The 13,564-nt window shown below is 61.3% G+C and carries 14 protein-coding genes, 2 tRNA genes and 1 pseudogene; 6 read left to right on the top strand and 11 right to left on the bottom strand.

Translation table 11 applies throughout. The annotated features are described in order from the left end of the window. Positions 1-135: 135 nt before the first annotated feature. The 3 genes and pseudogenes from H143_RS21325 (at position 136) to H143_RS19750 (ending at position 2,023) form a co-directional block, all read left to right on the top strand. A pseudogene (locus H143_RS21325) lies at positions 136-716 on the top strand (nitroreductase family protein). 25 nt (positions 717-741) lie between these two features. Beyond that, positions 742-1,194 (top strand): host attachment protein, encoded by a 453-nt coding sequence (locus tag H143_RS19755; protein WP_019936507.1) that lies wholly within the window; start codon positions 742-744, stop codon positions 1,192-1,194. Between the two features lie 355 nt (positions 1,195-1,549). Continuing rightward, positions 1,550-2,023 carry a universal stress protein gene (locus H143_RS19750; protein WP_019936505.1) on the top strand — a complete coding sequence of 158 codons (474 nt, stop codon included), beginning with the start codon at positions 1,550-1,552 and terminating at the stop codon, positions 2,021-2,023. A 39-nt stretch (positions 2,024-2,062) separates the two neighbouring features. Here H143_RS19750 and H143_RS0101785 read toward each other — a convergent pair whose 3' ends face one another. From H143_RS0101785 to H143_RS0101765, 5 genes are all read right to left on the bottom strand, one after another. Beyond that, positions 2,063-2,809 carry a helix-turn-helix domain-containing protein gene (locus tag H143_RS0101785; RefSeq protein WP_019936504.1) on the bottom strand — a complete coding sequence of 249 codons (747 nt, stop codon included), beginning with the start codon at positions 2,807-2,809 and terminating at the stop codon, positions 2,063-2,065. A 130-nt stretch (positions 2,810-2,939) separates the two neighbouring features. Beyond that, complete coding sequence (locus H143_RS0101780; RefSeq protein WP_019936503.1) at positions 2,940-3,581, bottom strand: response regulator transcription factor; 642 nt, start codon at positions 3,579-3,581, stop codon at positions 2,940-2,942. Then, positions 3,562-5,061: a response regulator gene (locus H143_RS0101775; protein WP_019936502.1), complete on the bottom strand. Its 1,500-nt coding sequence runs from the start codon at positions 5,059-5,061 to the stop codon at positions 3,562-3,564. The genes H143_RS0101780 and H143_RS0101775 overlap by 20 nt, the downstream gene beginning before the upstream one ends. 2 nt (positions 5,062-5,063) lie before the next feature. Continuing rightward, the gene (locus H143_RS19745; protein WP_019936501.1) at positions 5,064-5,264 is read right to left on the bottom strand and encodes a hypothetical protein; all 201 of its coding nucleotides are present in this window, start codon (positions 5,262-5,264) and stop codon (positions 5,064-5,066) included. Positions 5,265-5,320: 56 nt separating this feature from the next. Beyond that, on the bottom strand, positions 5,321-6,775 hold the full coding sequence (locus tag H143_RS0101765; RefSeq protein ID WP_019936500.1) for a PAS domain S-box protein: 1,455 nt from the start codon (positions 6,773-6,775) through the stop codon (positions 5,321-5,323). A 189-nt stretch (positions 6,776-6,964) separates the two neighbouring features. On the opposite strand from H143_RS0101765, the gene H143_RS22320 reads away from it, so the two are divergent. Beyond that, positions 6,965-7,201, top strand: a complete 237-nt coding sequence (locus tag H143_RS22320; protein ID WP_155803292.1) for a hypothetical protein — start codon at positions 6,965-6,967, stop codon at positions 7,199-7,201. Continuing rightward, positions 7,198-7,851 carry a BON domain-containing protein gene (locus H143_RS0101760; protein WP_019936499.1) on the top strand — a complete coding sequence of 218 codons (654 nt, stop codon included), beginning with the start codon at positions 7,198-7,200 and terminating at the stop codon, positions 7,849-7,851. The genes H143_RS22320 and H143_RS0101760 overlap by 4 nt, the downstream gene beginning before the upstream one ends. Before the next feature lie 143 nt (positions 7,852-7,994). On the opposite strand, the gene H143_RS19740 is transcribed toward H143_RS0101760, so the two are convergent. From H143_RS19740 to H143_RS0101735, 4 genes are all read right to left on the bottom strand, one after another. Further along, positions 7,995-9,566: a bifunctional aminoglycoside phosphotransferase/ATP-binding protein gene (locus tag H143_RS19740; protein WP_019936498.1), complete on the bottom strand. Its 1,572-nt coding sequence runs from the start codon at positions 9,564-9,566 to the stop codon at positions 7,995-7,997. Further along, the gene (locus H143_RS22770) at positions 9,541-9,918 is read right to left on the bottom strand and encodes a TraR/DksA family transcriptional regulator (RefSeq protein ID WP_019936497.1); all 378 of its coding nucleotides are present in this window, start codon (positions 9,916-9,918) and stop codon (positions 9,541-9,543) included. Before H143_RS22770 ends, H143_RS19740 begins: the two co-directional genes overlap by 26 nt. A 338-nt stretch (positions 9,919-10,256) precedes the next feature. Beyond that, positions 10,257-10,332, bottom strand: a tRNA-Gly gene (locus H143_RS0101740). A gap of 157 nt (positions 10,333-10,489) precedes the next feature. Beyond that, positions 10,490-11,803: an FAD-binding oxidoreductase gene (locus H143_RS0101735; RefSeq protein ID WP_019936495.1), complete on the bottom strand. Its 1,314-nt coding sequence runs from the start codon at positions 11,801-11,803 to the stop codon at positions 10,490-10,492. A 243-nt stretch (positions 11,804-12,046) separates the two neighbouring features. Between H143_RS0101735 and H143_RS0101730 the strand changes: the two genes are divergently transcribed. Next, positions 12,047-12,835, top strand: coding sequence for a deaminated glutathione amidase (locus H143_RS0101730; protein WP_019936494.1), 789 nt, complete (start codon positions 12,047-12,049; stop codon positions 12,833-12,835). A gap of 11 nt (positions 12,836-12,846) precedes the next feature. Here H143_RS0101730 and H143_RS0101725 read toward each other — a convergent pair whose 3' ends face one another. Both H143_RS0101725 and H143_RS0101720 read right to left on the bottom strand, forming a co-directional pair. Continuing rightward, positions 12,847-13,107: a hypothetical protein gene (locus H143_RS0101725; RefSeq protein ID WP_019936493.1), complete on the bottom strand. Its 261-nt coding sequence runs from the start codon at positions 13,105-13,107 to the stop codon at positions 12,847-12,849. Positions 13,108-13,386: 279 nt separating this feature from the next. Continuing rightward, a tRNA-Cys gene (locus H143_RS0101720) sits at positions 13,387-13,460 on the bottom strand. Between the last annotated feature and the right edge of the window lie 104 nt (positions 13,461-13,564).

The following is a 13,564-nucleotide window of genomic DNA, read 5'->3' as shown; positions in this document are numbered from 1 at the left end:
GCCGAGGCGCTCGCGAAATCACGATTGCAGTGTGTGCGTGGCTATCCGCTTTCCTTGATTCACGTCAATAAGGCTAGCGCTTGCGAAGCTAGGATGGGTACTCGTCAAGCCAGCAGTTTTCGTTCCGAGGCGCGCATGAACGACGAGCCACTTATCGCCTATGAACCGGCGCCGCCTGTCCCGGCCAGGGCGGTGACTGCCGAGTCCGAGCGCGTCATCGATCTTCCCACGCCGGACTATCAAAATGGCATGCCCCTGATGCAGGCATTGCTGCGCCGCGCGAGCTGCCGTGCATTCACATCCGCGGAACTGCCTATGAACACCCTCGGGGCGCTGTTGTGGGCGGCTGACGGGGTAAATCGTCCCGCGTCCGGCGGCCGTACGGCGCCGTGATGCATCGCCTCATACTCAAGCACGCGGTGGATGCGCGCGGCCAGACCGGTTACCAGGATTTCGTGGGCCACGCTCCCCTGGATCTGGTTTACGTCGTCCAGACCTCGCGCCTGATTGAAATGTCGGTGGAGCAGTGCAAGCGGTTCTCTGCCGTGACCACGGGAGCCATTGCGCAGAATGTGGCCCTGTATTGCGCTTCGGCAGGCTTGAGCAGTGTGGTGCGCGGTTGGCTTTCTGAAAGGATATTGTCCGACGCGCTGTCCTTGAATGAAGACGAAGTGCCGATTCTCGCCCAGACAATCGGCTTCCCGACCTCGAAGTAGAGGCGCAGGCTTGGCAAGGTTCAATATGTCTTTCAAAATTCCCAATCTCGCATGGATTGCCGTCTGTGACGGCGCCAAGGGCATCGTGTTTCGCAATGAGGGCGAACGCGGATCGCTGAATTTATGCACCGTTTCCGTCATGGGCGCGGAACTTAGGGCCGCGCATGAACACGGAAGCGACAGGCCGGACAGAATTGTTTCTCCTACGGGTTCGGGACGTCATGCGGTCGAGACCGTCGATAGGCACCGGCTCGCGGAAATTCACTTTCTGGAAGACTTTGCGAGGAGCTTGGACGACATGGTGCCGCAGCATGCGTTGCAGGCAACCCTGATCGTCATCGCACCACCACGCGCCTTGGGTATCTTGCGCCGCAAGCTCAGTGCGCGCCTGCGGCAAATGCTCAAGAGGGAAATCGCTCGGGATCTAACGGGCCATACGGTGGATCAGATCGAAACATTCTTGTCGATTCCCGACTGAAATCCGGGTGCGCGCAAATGCCCGAAAGGCGCCTTGGCAATGATCAAAGTCAATGCGCCTGATCGCGTGCGGTTCGCCGCGCGTATCGTCGCGGCCGCCTCGCTTGCCATGAGCGCTTGCATGGCGGCAGGCCAGATCTTGCCGCGGGGTGGCCTCTGACGTCGGCTCCGTTGACCCAGGTCAATATTGCACGCGGCGTCTTACTTATCCTGAATGCATATCTCTTGGGCAGGTTTCGAGTGCGAAGCCATTGCCACAGGGCATGGCGCGATGCTGTTTGACTGAACGGGTCGATCATGGGCAAGAAACGATGGCAGTCGAACAGAAAGCAACTGCCTGATTAGGGGAACCCTCCATGTACCACCGTATTCTTCTGGCTGTCGATGGCAGCGATACATCGCAGCGGGCGCTCAGCCACGCCATCGATCTTGCGAAATCACAAGACGCGTCGCTGCTGGCGAGCTATGTGGTCGAGTATCCCAGCGCCGTCTATTCGTCGGCCTATTTCGAGATCGAGCCTTTCCGTGAGGCGGTGATAGCCGATGGTCGCCATGCGCTCGCGAATGCTCAGTTCAGCATGAACGAAGCGGGCGTCAAGGGCCAGACGCGGCTGATCGATCCGGGCCTGCTCTCCGGCGGGGTGGCGGACGAAATCGGCAAAATCGCGGACGAGACCAAGGCCGATGTGGTGGTCATGGGCACGCACGGCAGGCGCGGATTTCGCCGATTGATGATGGGTAGCGTCGCGGAAACATTCGTGCGCCAGTCGCGCTGCCCGGTCATCCTCGTGCCGCATCATGAGCAGGCCGGCTTCGGCGCGACGCCATGACGCGTTGCAGTCCGGCCAGAGAACAACGAGAAGCGAGTCTCATGCCGCCCGCAGGCTGGCCAGGTCCTTGATGCGAATCTGGCGGGCCTGCAGGTCTATCAGTCCGCGGTCATGCAGACGTGCCATCATGCGGCTCACCGTTTCCAGCTTCATGCCCAGGTAACAGCCTATCTCTTCCCGGTTCATGAGCAGGTTGAACTCCAAAGGCGAGTATCCGCGCACGGCATAGCGGTCGGACAGGTTTACAAGAAACGCGGCGACGCGTTCTTCCGCGCTCAGGTGGCCCAGCAGCATCAGCAGGTTGGCTTCGCGGGAGATTTCCTCGCTCATTGCCTGGTTCAAGTAACCGCGCACCGCGCGCAGCGAGTCCGCCAGACGTTCCAGGTTTTGATAGGGAAATATGCACACGACACTGCTTTCCAGCGCGATCGCATCGGTGGGGTGTACGGATGAGGCGATCGCATCCAGGCCGAGAAATTCGCCGGCAAGCTGGAATCCCGTGATCTGATGGCGGCCGTCGGCGCGCATGAGTACCGTCTTGGACGAGCCTGCGCGTGTCACATACAGATTGCGGAACGGATCGCCGGCCCGGAAGATGGCTTGGCCTGCGCCGATATTGCGCATCGTTCGCCCCAGGTCTCGCGCACTATCTTGGTGGAGCGGGTCCAGGTGGGACCAGATGCAAAGCTGGCGGTTCGTGCATTCATTGCAGTCGTTCAAGGCGACCATGGGCGGCTTGCCGCCGCGGGGCATGGGCATTTCATGGATCGGTGCGGCGGCGGTCATGGCTTTCTCCCTCGAGCATATGGCATGAGTGGCATTCTGGCCCGCATCCGGGCGCGCGCCTATCAGGCGTGGCGGCAAAGATCAGGTAAGGGTTTCCCTACAGAATTTTTCAACCGCGTTTCAGCTGCAGTTACTTCAGCAGCCCGCTTTCCGAGGCGTAGCGGGCCAGTTCGACATTGCTGCGCACGCCGATCTTTTCGAGGATTCGAGCCCTGTAGGTCGTCACCGTTTTTGGGCTCAGGTGCATCCGCTCTGCAATCTCGATCAGGCTTTTTCCGACGGCGATCATCTTCAGGACTTCCAGTTCGCGGTTCGACAAGGTCTCATGCGACCCCGATGGCGCGCCGCTCACCCTGCTCGCCAGGTGTTCGGTCAGTACGGAGCTGACATACTTGCCGCCGGTGGCCGCCTTGCGTATCGCTTCGATCAGGGTTGTGCCCGGACTATCCTTGGTCAGGTAGCCCGCCGCGCCCAGCCGCAGGGCCCGGATGGCATAGATCTCCTCGGAATACGTGCTCAGGATCAGGACAGCCATACCCGGAACGTCGCGCCTGAGCGCCTGCAGCAGATCCAGGCCGTTGCGCCCCGGCAGTGCAATGTCCACCAGTGCGACGTCGAAATGATGCCCCGTGATCAGGTCCAGGGCTTCTGACGCCGACGCCGCCTCGCCCGTCACGTGAATATCGGGAGTGTCGCTGAGCATCAGGCGGACTCCGCTGCGCACCACCGCATGGTCATCGACCAGAAGCACGTCAAGGCTGGGGAGCATCATGGATGGCCCTCAGAGGAATCCGCACCCGTACGGCGGTGCCGCGGCTGCCTTCGCTGTGGATGATCAGATCTCCGCCAAGATGGCGCGCCCGTTCACGCATGCCGAATATGCCCCACGAGTCGCCAATAGGGAATTTCGACGCATCGATGCCCTTGCCGTCATCCGATATGTCCAGCTCGAGCGTGGGGCCATTGGTGTTGGCGCGTATGGTCACCATCGAGGCCTGGGCGTGCCGGGTGACATTGGTGAGCGCCTCCTGCACGATACGAAACAGCATGGTCGCCATATCCGGATCCAGGGTGGAAACCTTGGCTGTGGGGGAGATCAGGCACTTGTGCCGCAGGCCGGACTGGGATTCGACCTGCTCCGCATACCAGGCGATGGCCTCCCAGAGTCCCAACTGATCCAGGACACTGGGCCGCAGATCGGCGATCACGCGGCGCACGGCGGCGATCGCTTCATCGGCCAGCCGCACCGCGTCTGTGAGCAAGACATCCACGGCCCGTCCGTCGCGCTGCGCGCGCGCTATCGACACGGACACGTAGGCCTTGATTCCCGTCAGCATGCCGCCCAGTTCATCGTGGATCTCCTGGGCAATGCGCTTGCGTTCCTGCTCCTTGATACGGTCCTGGTGCGCCGACAGACGGCGCAGCGCCTCGCGGGATGCCTGCAATTCCTGTTCGTCCGCCTTGCTCTGCGTGATGTCGAACATGACGCCCTGCAGGAAAATCGGGCGCTGCTTGTCGTCGCGCAGGATGTTGGCGTGGTCTCTGAACCAGAGGTGCCTGCCCTCGCGTGTCATGACGCGGTAGCTGGTACGCAGCGGCTTGCCGCTCTCCATACTGTGGGCAAGCAGGCTTTCGACCCGAGCGCGATCTCCCGGATGGATGCGGGACAGGTGAAACGCCCTGCCTGCCGTCCAGTCTTGCGGCGAGTAACCAAGCATCCCAATCTGCGGACTGACATAAGGGTCGTCCCCATCGTCGCGCAATGGATACACGTAGGTAATAGCCGGCATCTGTTCGACCAGCAGCCGGTACTTGGCCACCGCCTGGCGTTGCGAGTCCGCCATCCGGCGAGTTTGCAGCATGCGATGTACAACGGCTGGCAGCAGCTTCAGGTATTGAAGTTCCAGATCCTTGATCAGGTATTCCGACACGCCGCAGCGCATCAGTTCCGCGGCAATGGTCGAGCTGTCATGACCGGTCAGTACCAGAATCGGCGGCGGTTCAGTCCGCTTTCCATTCGCGCTTGCATGAAGCGATGCGACAAATTCAAGGCCCGTTTGATCCGGAAGCCGGTAATCGAGGATGATGGCATCGGGCTGTTCCGTCCGGATGCGCTGCAAACCGGCTTGCCCCGTTTGCGCCTCCAGCACCGTGTAGTCATGGGTCGTGTCCAAAGCCAGAGCCCGCGCGCAGGCCATGCGATCGACATCCTCGTCATCGACCAGCAGGATTCGGATCGGTCGCTTGTTCATGGTCAGGGCAATTCGCTGCGTGTCCAATATTGGTCGATATGGCGCATCATCTGAACCAACTGCCGATAATTTATGGGCTTTGCCATATAAACCGCCACGCCGAGGTTCAAGCTGTTCACGGTGTTCTGTTGCTCGGCCGACGTGGCCAGGACGATGACGGGCTGCCGGCGCAACTGTTCGTCCCCCCTGAGGGCATTCTTCATCTTCGTCGACGACCCGTATGGGTCGATCCGATTGCTTCATCCCGCATCCTCTGTTCTTATGGGCCTCGCGTGGCGCGAGGAAGCGTGAACGAGAACGTACTCCCGAGACGCGGCGTCGATTCGACGTGAATCCTTCCCCCATACATTTCGACGATTTTCTTGACCAAGGCCAGGCCGATTCCGGTGCCGGTCGTTTCTTCCCTGGATGCGAGCGTCTGGAAAAGCTGGAAGATGCGGTCGACATGGCGCGGCTCGATGCCCATGCCGTTATCGGACACCGAGAAGACCGGATCGCCGTCTTGCTGGCTGCATCCCACCCAAATTTCTCCGCGCTCCTTGTCGGAATGCTGAATCGCATTCGCGAGTAGGTTTTGAAACAACTGGTGCATGCGGGCGCGGTCCGCCGTTACCGCGGGCAGGCGCGGGTCCACACGGATGAGGATATGATCCGCGGGCGCCAGGGAATCGATAATTTCTCTGGTCAATTCGACCATATCGACCCGCTCCGGCGCTTCATTGTCGCTTCGCACGCGCGAATATTCGAGGATGCCGTCGATCAGGGCGCCCATGCGCGCGACCCGCGCGGAAAGCTGATGCAGTTGCTGGCGGCCCTGATCTCCCAACGGGTCCGCATAATCGGTGCCAATCCAGTTGGCCAAGGCGCTGATGCCCCGCAGGGGAGCCTTCAGGTCGTGCGAAACGACATAGGCGAAGTTCGTGAGTTCTTCATTGGCGCGGGTCAATTCGGCCAGCAGGCGCACGACTTCCGCCTCCGAGCGTTTGCGCTCGGAGATATCCCGGACCATGCCGGTGAACATGCGCGTTGTCCCGATATGCATCTCGGCGACGGCCAGATCCATCGGAAAACAGGTGCCGTCCTTGCGTTGTCCCATCACTTCCCGCCCGATGCCGATGATGCGTTTCTCGCCGGTCGTGAGATAGCGCTGTAGAAATCCGTCATGCAATTGGCGATAGGCAGTGGGCATCAGCATCGATACGTTATTGCCCACCGTCTCATGCTCCCCATAACCGAACATGCGGATCGCCGCGGGATTCATCCGTTCGATGGTGCCATGTCTGTCGATGGTGATGATGGCATCGACAGCGGTGTCCACAATGGCGCGCATTCGCGCCTCGCTATCGAGCAATGCCTGTTGGGTTTGCTTGCTTGACGTCAGGTCTCGGACTGTAGCGAGCACGAGCGGCATGCCCCAGTGGGTCTGAAGGGCCGAAAAATGCACCTGGGCGGGAAATTGGCTGCAATCCTTGCGACACGCTGCAAGCTCTTTCAGCCCGCACGCCTGCGCTGCCGCATGCACGCCTGAACCAAGGCCCGGGAACAAGGTGGCGAGCGATGCGCCGTGCAATTGTCCGCAGCCGTAGCCGAAAAGCCGTTCGACCGACCCATTGACCAGGAGCAGACGGCCGTCGCCGTCCGCGATCAGCATGGGTTCGGTCGCTGAGGTGAGCAACCAGCTCATGGTCTGGCTTTCGACGGCGTGGTTTTCCATGGCCACCTGGGGCGTTGTTGTCGCGCGCAGCCGAGCGCGCAACCCGATCGTTCGGGGGAGGGGCTATTCGATTGAGGCGTTGCCGGGACGCGCACGCAATTTTTTCGCCTTCGCGGCCGATTGATAAAGATCAATGAAGAATCCGGCCGGCCGCACATACTGTGAGCGTCTTAGATAGACGAGTTGATCATGGATCGACGGAAAACGTATGACATTGCGTATCTGGCCGATCGCACCCTGCGTTTCGTCTTGGCATGGGGCGTTTCGCGCGGAACCACGCGCGAAGCTCTTGAATGGGCAGTCTGGTTACTCCATGACACAAAAGCCGATATCTGCGCCCGCCATCGGCATGAAGGCGCACGGGAGTTGTGTTCGCCTAACAGCGCCAATCTGACATTGAAAATCCTATCCTGGAGCTTGAAATGAAGAAAGACCAAGAGTTGCGCCAGTTTGTCATCGACGAATTGGAATTCGAACCCAGCGTGGATGCCAGCCGCATCGGGGTTGCCGTGGGCGACGGCATCGTCACGCTGAGCGGACATGTCTCGACGTATGACCAAAAGTGCACGGCCGAACGCGCAGCGTTGAGGGTGAAAGGTATACGTGGCATCGCGCAGGAAATTCACGTGACGTATCCCGGCCTGCCGCAGACCGACGACGACCAGATCGCCAAGCGCGCGCTGGACATCATCGCCTGGAACGTAGCGATTCCTCAGGAGACCATCCAGGTGAAAGTCCAGGAAGGCTGGGTGACGCTGACAGGCTCGGTGCCGTGGCAGTTTCAGCGGGACGCCGCAACCAGTTCCGTGCGCCGTCTTTCCGGCGTGTTGGGAGTAAACAATCTCATCACTATCGCGCCCCATGTTCATGCTTCTGACGTAAAAGCCACTATCCAGGCTGCGCTGCACCGCAACGCCGACGTGGACGCGGCTGCCATTCGTGTCGATGTCGACGGCAGCAACAAGATCACGCTTACCGGGAAGGTCAAGTCCTGGGCCGAGCGCACTGCCGCGGAACGGGCGGCCTGGTCGATCGCGGGGGTCGATTCGGTGGAAGATCGCCTGTCGATCGGCTAAAGACGTCGCCATGAGGCGCCGATGAAGGACGCTTCCCAGCCAGTGCGCGGCTCCTTTTAGCGTTAACAGGCCCTAGTTGTAGCCACGCATTGCGCCCTGGACCGCGGCGACGTGGCGCAATTGCTGCTCGGCGGGCCATCGCCCTAACGATCCAGAATGTCCCGTTCGATCCGGTGGGCGATGGCTTGGGCGTGCGCCGTGGCGTCCAGCACCTTCCAGTCGCGTACGGCCTGGCTGCGCGATGCTTGAACCGCCAGAAGCTTCACGGTTGCATCCGATACATCGTGCGTGCGGCCGATGACGCGCCTCTCGCGCACGTCGAGCGGCGCGTTTAGCCAATACCCGGAAAAGGGAACTCCGATGTCCCGGGCGAAATTTTGCAGCGCCTGCCGGCGCGACGCGGATTCGTAGACGCCGTCCAGCACGACGCAATACCCTTGCTTCAATACGATCCGGGCTTGTTGCAATAAAAGGGCGTAGACCTCGTCCGATATCTGCGGGATATAGGCCGAATCCGGCAGACGCTTCTCGGGTTCCACCGCGAACAGTCGCTTGCGGATTCGATCGGTATTGAGGATGCGCGCGCCCGGGACCGGTCCCAGGCGATGCGCGAGAGCTGCCGCCACAGTCGATTTTCCCGAACCGCTCAATCCGCCGATGCATATCAGCCGTGCCTGGCCCGGCTTCAGGCAACGGCGCGCCAGCGCCAGATACTGGCGTGCCGAGAGTCCGGCTCCAGGCACTGCGCAGGCAGGCGAAGCCGATTCCTTGTGCAGAAGAACCAGCGATCGGACGCAGCTGCGCATCGCTATGAAAAGCGGCATCAAACTCAGGCCCTCGTCGTCGTCGCCGCATAGATCGAGGTATCGGTTCAAGAGGCTGTTCGCGTCGTGGGCCCGGCCCAGGCTCAAGAAGTCCATTAAGGGAAACGCAAGATCGTAGAGGACATCCGTGGTGGCCAGCTCGTCGCTGAACTCCAGGCAATCGAAGAGAACGGGGCGGCCGTCCAGGACGTAGATATTGTCCAGGTGCAGATCGCCGTGGCAGCGGCGCACCTTGCCGCGCGACGCACGCGCGTCCAGCAGGTCCGCGTGTTCGCGCCAGGCGGCCCTGAGTCTGCGGTCGATTCCGGCATAGCGTGCACTCAGGGGGGAGGCAGCGATCGATGCGGCGTTCAGGTCCAGTACCTCCCGCACGCGTCTGCCGCCGTCGATGTCCCGGGATAAGGGGGCCCGGGCATGCGAGTCGGCGATCACGGCCGCAAGCGATGCGAGCAGCGCGGGGGTCACCTTGCCGGCCGTCGTCATCCGGTCGAGCAGACAGTCTTGATCGAATCTGGCCATTTTTATGACGGGTTCGACCAATTCGCCTTCCCCGCCTATCTGCAGCGCGCCGTCCGTCTTGCGCGTGATGCGCAAGACGCAGTCATACAGCTCGGGGGCATAGGCGCGGTTGAGCTCGAGTTCTTTTTCGCAGGCTTGCAGCCTGTCCTGCGCGGTCGCGTAGTTCACGTACGGCAATCGCACGCCGCGTTTGAACTTGTAGGCGTGCGTACCGATCAGGAGAATTTTTGAAATCGAAGTCTCCAGCACCATCTTGTCCGGATCGGCACCAGCCGATTCCTGCTCTGCGGCAAGAAAGTTCAACGCCGCATCCAGGGCGTTGTCGGAAGACGAGTACATATAAGCCCTATCGCGCAGCTTGACGCCGCTCATGGATGCGCTGGCAGTCGGAGCATCGGATCGCGATCGGGATGGCCAGCAGGCGCGACTGCCGTATCGGCAGGCCGCACTCCAGGCAGGTGCCATAGCTTCCATCCGAAATTCTTTGCAAGGCGGCCTGGGCTGCGTCGGCCATGACATGGTCAATGTCGGCCTGCGCCCCGTCGATTTCCTGCTCACGCCGCGATTCGGCGCGTTCTGTCGGGTCCTGGACTTTCGGATACTCGTCGTTGACGGTGTCCAGGCTACGCGTCTGAGCAGCCCAAGCCTCGTGCAGGGCATTCTCGCGCAGGGCGACCAGGCGCGCTTTCAGCAGTTCAAGCGCGGACGCCGACAAATGGTTCATCGCTTTTTCTCCTGGCGCAAACTCAAATAAGTGCGCTTCGCTTACGGGTGCGATTTGCCGCGCAGATCACGCCCGCATGGGAAATTTGCCAGAATCTTTACGCGGCCGCCTTGATCCAGGACAAAGGCAGGCACCTGCAAGCGCATGAGTTGAGGTGGAGCAAAACAGGCCAGCAAGGCAGGTGCACCATGCCCTTTGCCAAACTGCTCATTTGGATTCATTCGAATGTGGTCCCGCCCGCGGCGGCCAAATGAAAAAGGGGCGAATCTGCGATTCGCCCCTTTTATCAATACCTTGCGTATGCTCTTGATTGCAGCCTGCGGCGCATATCGAAATTCTGGAGCGGGAAACGAGTCTCGAACTCGCGACCTCAACCTTGGCAAGGTTGCGCTCTACCAACTGAGCTATTCCCGCATGCTGGCTATGTCTTTGGCACGAGTGCCTCGGTCATCAGCAAGAGCAGGATTATACATAAATTTTTGCGTTTGTCTTTTGGGATAAGGCCCGGCGCGCCTCGCCGAATTCCTCTATTCGCCCATCCGTGTCCGATAGAGGTATCGAGCAAGGGCGATCACCGCTGATCCCATTTGTCGAGCATGCCGTAGAACCCTACCGCCAAGGGCAAGAACCAGGGCTTGCCATGAAAGTAGGGTCTGGTCTCGAATTTAAGATCGGAGTAGACCGTCTTGCCCAGATCGGAGCCCAGCATCTGGTGTGCGATCTTGTGGCCGAGCCAGCTTGCACGGGCCACGCCGGTGCCGTTGTATCCCCCTGAAAAAAACATACCGTCGATCCTCGCGGTATGCGCAAGATGATCGAATGTAAATCCGAGTTGCCCGTGCCAATAATGGGACAGCTTGGTGTTTTCCAGTTCGGGGAATACCTTGAGTAATAGGCTGCGGATGTATTTTGCGTTGGCCACGGCGACTTTTTCCCTATTGCTCATATCGAGCACTCGGCCGCCGAAGAGGATCCGCGTTCCATCCGGCGAGGGGCGGTAGTAGGTCACCACCCGCTGGCTCCCGGCGAGCATCCGGCGCTTGGGCATGAGCCGGTCCATGACCGCGGGTGCCAGCGGCTCGGTCGCAATGATGCCGCTGCCCACAGGAATGATGCGCCGCTTCAGATAGGGGTGCAGCGCAGCGCTGTAGCCGTTGGTCGCGAGCAGCACCTGGCCGGCCGCGACCTCGCGCTCGCGGACCCTGAACGTGAATCCGCCCGATTTTGCGTGAAGATCGCTGACGCGCGCGTTGCTGAAGATGCGTACGCCCGCGCGCGTCGCGGCGCTCGCAAGCCCCTGGACATATTTGCCCGGATGGATGCCCGCGTATCCGGGCATGACGATGCCGCCGTGATAGAGGTCCGTCCCGATTTCCTGGTGCTGTTCGGCGCGGGAGACGAGATACGCATCGCAGGGCATGGCTTGCCTGAGCCGCTCGATGTCGCGGCCCAGCTTGTCATAGATGCGCGGCGTCATCGCCCCGCGGAAATAGCCAACCACCTTGAGATCGCAATCGATCTGTTCACGCGCGACGACATCTTTGACGTGCTGCAAGGACAGGAAGCTCTCCTGGACCAGGCGGCGGGCGACATCCGGTCCGTAGGCCATGCCGGTATCGAAAAAAGCCCAGCCAGGCCCCAGCAGCCCGCCGTTGCGCGAGGAGGCGCCCCAGCCCGGCGCCTCGGCGTCGAACACGCAGACCTGCTTGCCCGCTTTTGCCAGGACGAGGGCGGCATTCAGGCCGGTGAAACCGCCGCCCACAATGGCCACTTCGATATGGGCGGGCAGCTCGTCGGTGTTTGACGCTTGGGGCTTAGCGGCCTCCCACCAGTACGGGGTGTCGACGGCATTTTCGGAAAAAAAAGGGGCGTGGATACGGGGCATGTTTTTTCTTAATCTGGCAAGCGTTCGCGCAAGTTACCGTTATGCAGGAAAGCGTCGGGTTCCCGCCGTGTTTTAGCTTACAGCGACTTCCCGATAAGCTGAGTTCAATGATGAGTTAAACGGGCTTTAAGCCGCCCCTGCGCGCTGGCCAGGAGGCATTGCAAGAATGGCTTGCCGTCCATCACGTGCGATGATGTCGGGAACGCAGTCTGTGCATATCGCATGAATGTAAGGAGGCCGCTGATGAAAGTCGCTTTAGGGCAATTCGCCGTAGGCAAGGTGTGGGAAGACAATGCCCGCACGTGCATGGACCTGATGGCGCGTGCCAACGCCGCTGGCGCCGATCTGCTGGTATTGCCGGAGGCCGTCCTGGCCTGCGACATGGCCGACCCGGACCTGGTGCGCCGCGCGGCGCAGCCGCTGGATGGGCCGTTCGTCACGCAACTGCTGGACGCCAGCCGTGGCTCGCGCATGACGTCCATGATGACGGTGCATGTTCCGACCGAGGACGGGCGCGCCTGGAACACCTTGATCGCGATCCGCGACGGCGAGCTTGTCGCGCGGTACCGCAAGCTGCATCTCTACGATGCGTTCTCGATGAAGGAGTCGAGCCGGGTCGAGGCGGGGGGCGAGGTGCCGCCGCTAGTCGAGGTGGCGGGGCTGCGCGTGGGCCTGATGACGTGTTACGACGTGCGGTTTCCCGAACTGGCGCGACGCCTGGCGCTGGACGGCGCCGATCTGTTGGTCTTGCCGTCCGCGTGGGTCAAGGGGCCGCACAAGGAAATGCACTGGGAGGTCATGGTCACCGCGCGCGCCCTGGACAACACGGTCTACGTCGCGGCGTGCGGCGAATGCGGTCCGCGCAATATCGGCAACAGCATGGTGGTCGATCCGCTGGGCGTGGCCATAGCGCGAGCGGCCGAGAACCCCGCGCTCGTGTTCGCCGAAATCGACCCCGCGCGTCTCACGCATGCCCGCGCGTCACTGCCCGTTCTGAAAAACCGCCGCTTTGCCGCGCCCGAGTTGGGCTAGGGTCTGGGCTGCTACCAGGATGAATGGACCAGGCGCTGGTATTCGGCCTCGTTCAGGCGCCGCGCTTCCTTCTCGGCATATTCGCGTTCGCCCGGGTCGTAGTGCCCGTTGTACATGCAGGAGCTGCCGCGGCGGCAGCTGGAGTCCACCGCAAAAGGCGCGCCGGCCGCGGACGCGGTGGACGCGGCCGGATGCCGGGTGCTCGAGCACCCGGACAGCGCAGCCATCAGGGTGATGAGTGTCGTGGCCAGGGCAAGTCGCCGGGTGTGCATGCAAACGCCTCATCATGTGCAACAGGAAATTCCGCCGTTTTATCACCTCTGTCCCGGGCCGGTGGCGTCTTCTTGAGAGCAAATGCATCAAAACGCAGTGCGGCCGCGGGTTTGACACACGGTCGAGTATGTGCGCCCAGCGGCGAACCCTTGTGGCGGACGGTCGTGGCGAATCGACGGGGTCCCCCACGGGCTGCGGCAATTTGCAGTCAATAATCCCAGAAAAGTAAAAGGCTCACCAAGGCGGTGAGCCAATGTCTTGATAAAGCAGGGGAATTCTGGAGGCGCAAGCCGGAATCGAACCGACGTACACGGATTTGCAATCCGCTGCATGACCACTCTGCCATTGCGCCTTGGCAAGCTCTCTACTATACAACAAACCTCAAGCGGTGGGCATGGCAGCGCCTGAAAGGCCAACCCGCAAGTGCGCAAGCTCTGTTAGCCCCGTTCCTGGGGC

Source organism: Bordetella sp. FB-8, from assembly GCF_000382185.1.
GTDB lineage: Bacteria > Pseudomonadota > Gammaproteobacteria > Burkholderiales > Burkholderiaceae_B > Bordetella.
The sequence above is the reverse complement of the archived record's forward strand: the minus strand, read 5'-3'. Positions and strand labels throughout refer to the sequence as shown.

Excerpts from the sequence above, each read along its gene's own strand:
- H143_RS19750 (WP_019936505.1), top strand. The coding sequence starts at position 1,550 with ATGTACCACCGTATTCTTCTGGCTGTCGATGGCAGCGATACATCGCAG.
- H143_RS0101780 (WP_019936503.1), bottom strand. The coding sequence starts at position 3,581 with ATGATGCTCCCCAGCCTTGACGTGCTTCTGGTCGATGACCATGCGGTG.
- H143_RS0101765 (WP_019936500.1), bottom strand. The coding sequence starts at position 6,775 with ATGGAAAACCACGCCGTCGAAAGCCAGACCATGAGCTGGTTGCTCACC.
- H143_RS19755 (WP_019936507.1), top strand. The coding sequence starts at position 742 with ATGTCTTTCAAAATTCCCAATCTCGCATGGATTGCCGTCTGTGACGGC.
- H143_RS19745 (WP_019936501.1), bottom strand. The coding sequence starts at position 5,264 with ATGAAGAATGCCCTCAGGGGGGACGAACAGTTGCGCCGGCAGCCCGTC.
- H143_RS0101775 (WP_019936502.1), bottom strand. The coding sequence starts at position 5,061 with ATGAACAAGCGACCGATCCGAATCCTGCTGGTCGATGACGAGGATGTC.
- H143_RS0101725 (WP_019936493.1), bottom strand. The coding sequence starts at position 13,107 with ATGCACACCCGGCGACTTGCCCTGGCCACGACACTCATCACCCTGATG.
- H143_RS0101760 (WP_019936499.1), top strand. The coding sequence starts at position 7,198 with ATGAAGAAAGACCAAGAGTTGCGCCAGTTTGTCATCGACGAATTGGAA.
- H143_RS0101735 (WP_019936495.1), bottom strand. The coding sequence starts at position 11,803 with ATGCCCCGTATCCACGCCCCTTTTTTTTCCGAAAATGCCGTCGACACC.
- H143_RS22770 (WP_019936497.1), bottom strand. The coding sequence starts at position 9,918 with ATGAACCATTTGTCGGCGTCCGCGCTTGAACTGCTGAAAGCGCGCCTG.
- H143_RS22320 (WP_155803292.1), top strand. The coding sequence starts at position 6,965 with ATGGATCGACGGAAAACGTATGACATTGCGTATCTGGCCGATCGCACC.
- H143_RS0101785 (WP_019936504.1), bottom strand. The coding sequence starts at position 2,809 with ATGACCGCCGCCGCACCGATCCATGAAATGCCCATGCCCCGCGGCGGC.
- H143_RS0101730 (WP_019936494.1), top strand. The coding sequence starts at position 12,047 with ATGAAAGTCGCTTTAGGGCAATTCGCCGTAGGCAAGGTGTGGGAAGAC.
- H143_RS19740 (WP_019936498.1), bottom strand. The coding sequence starts at position 9,566 with ATGAGCGGCGTCAAGCTGCGCGATAGGGCTTATATGTACTCGTCTTCC.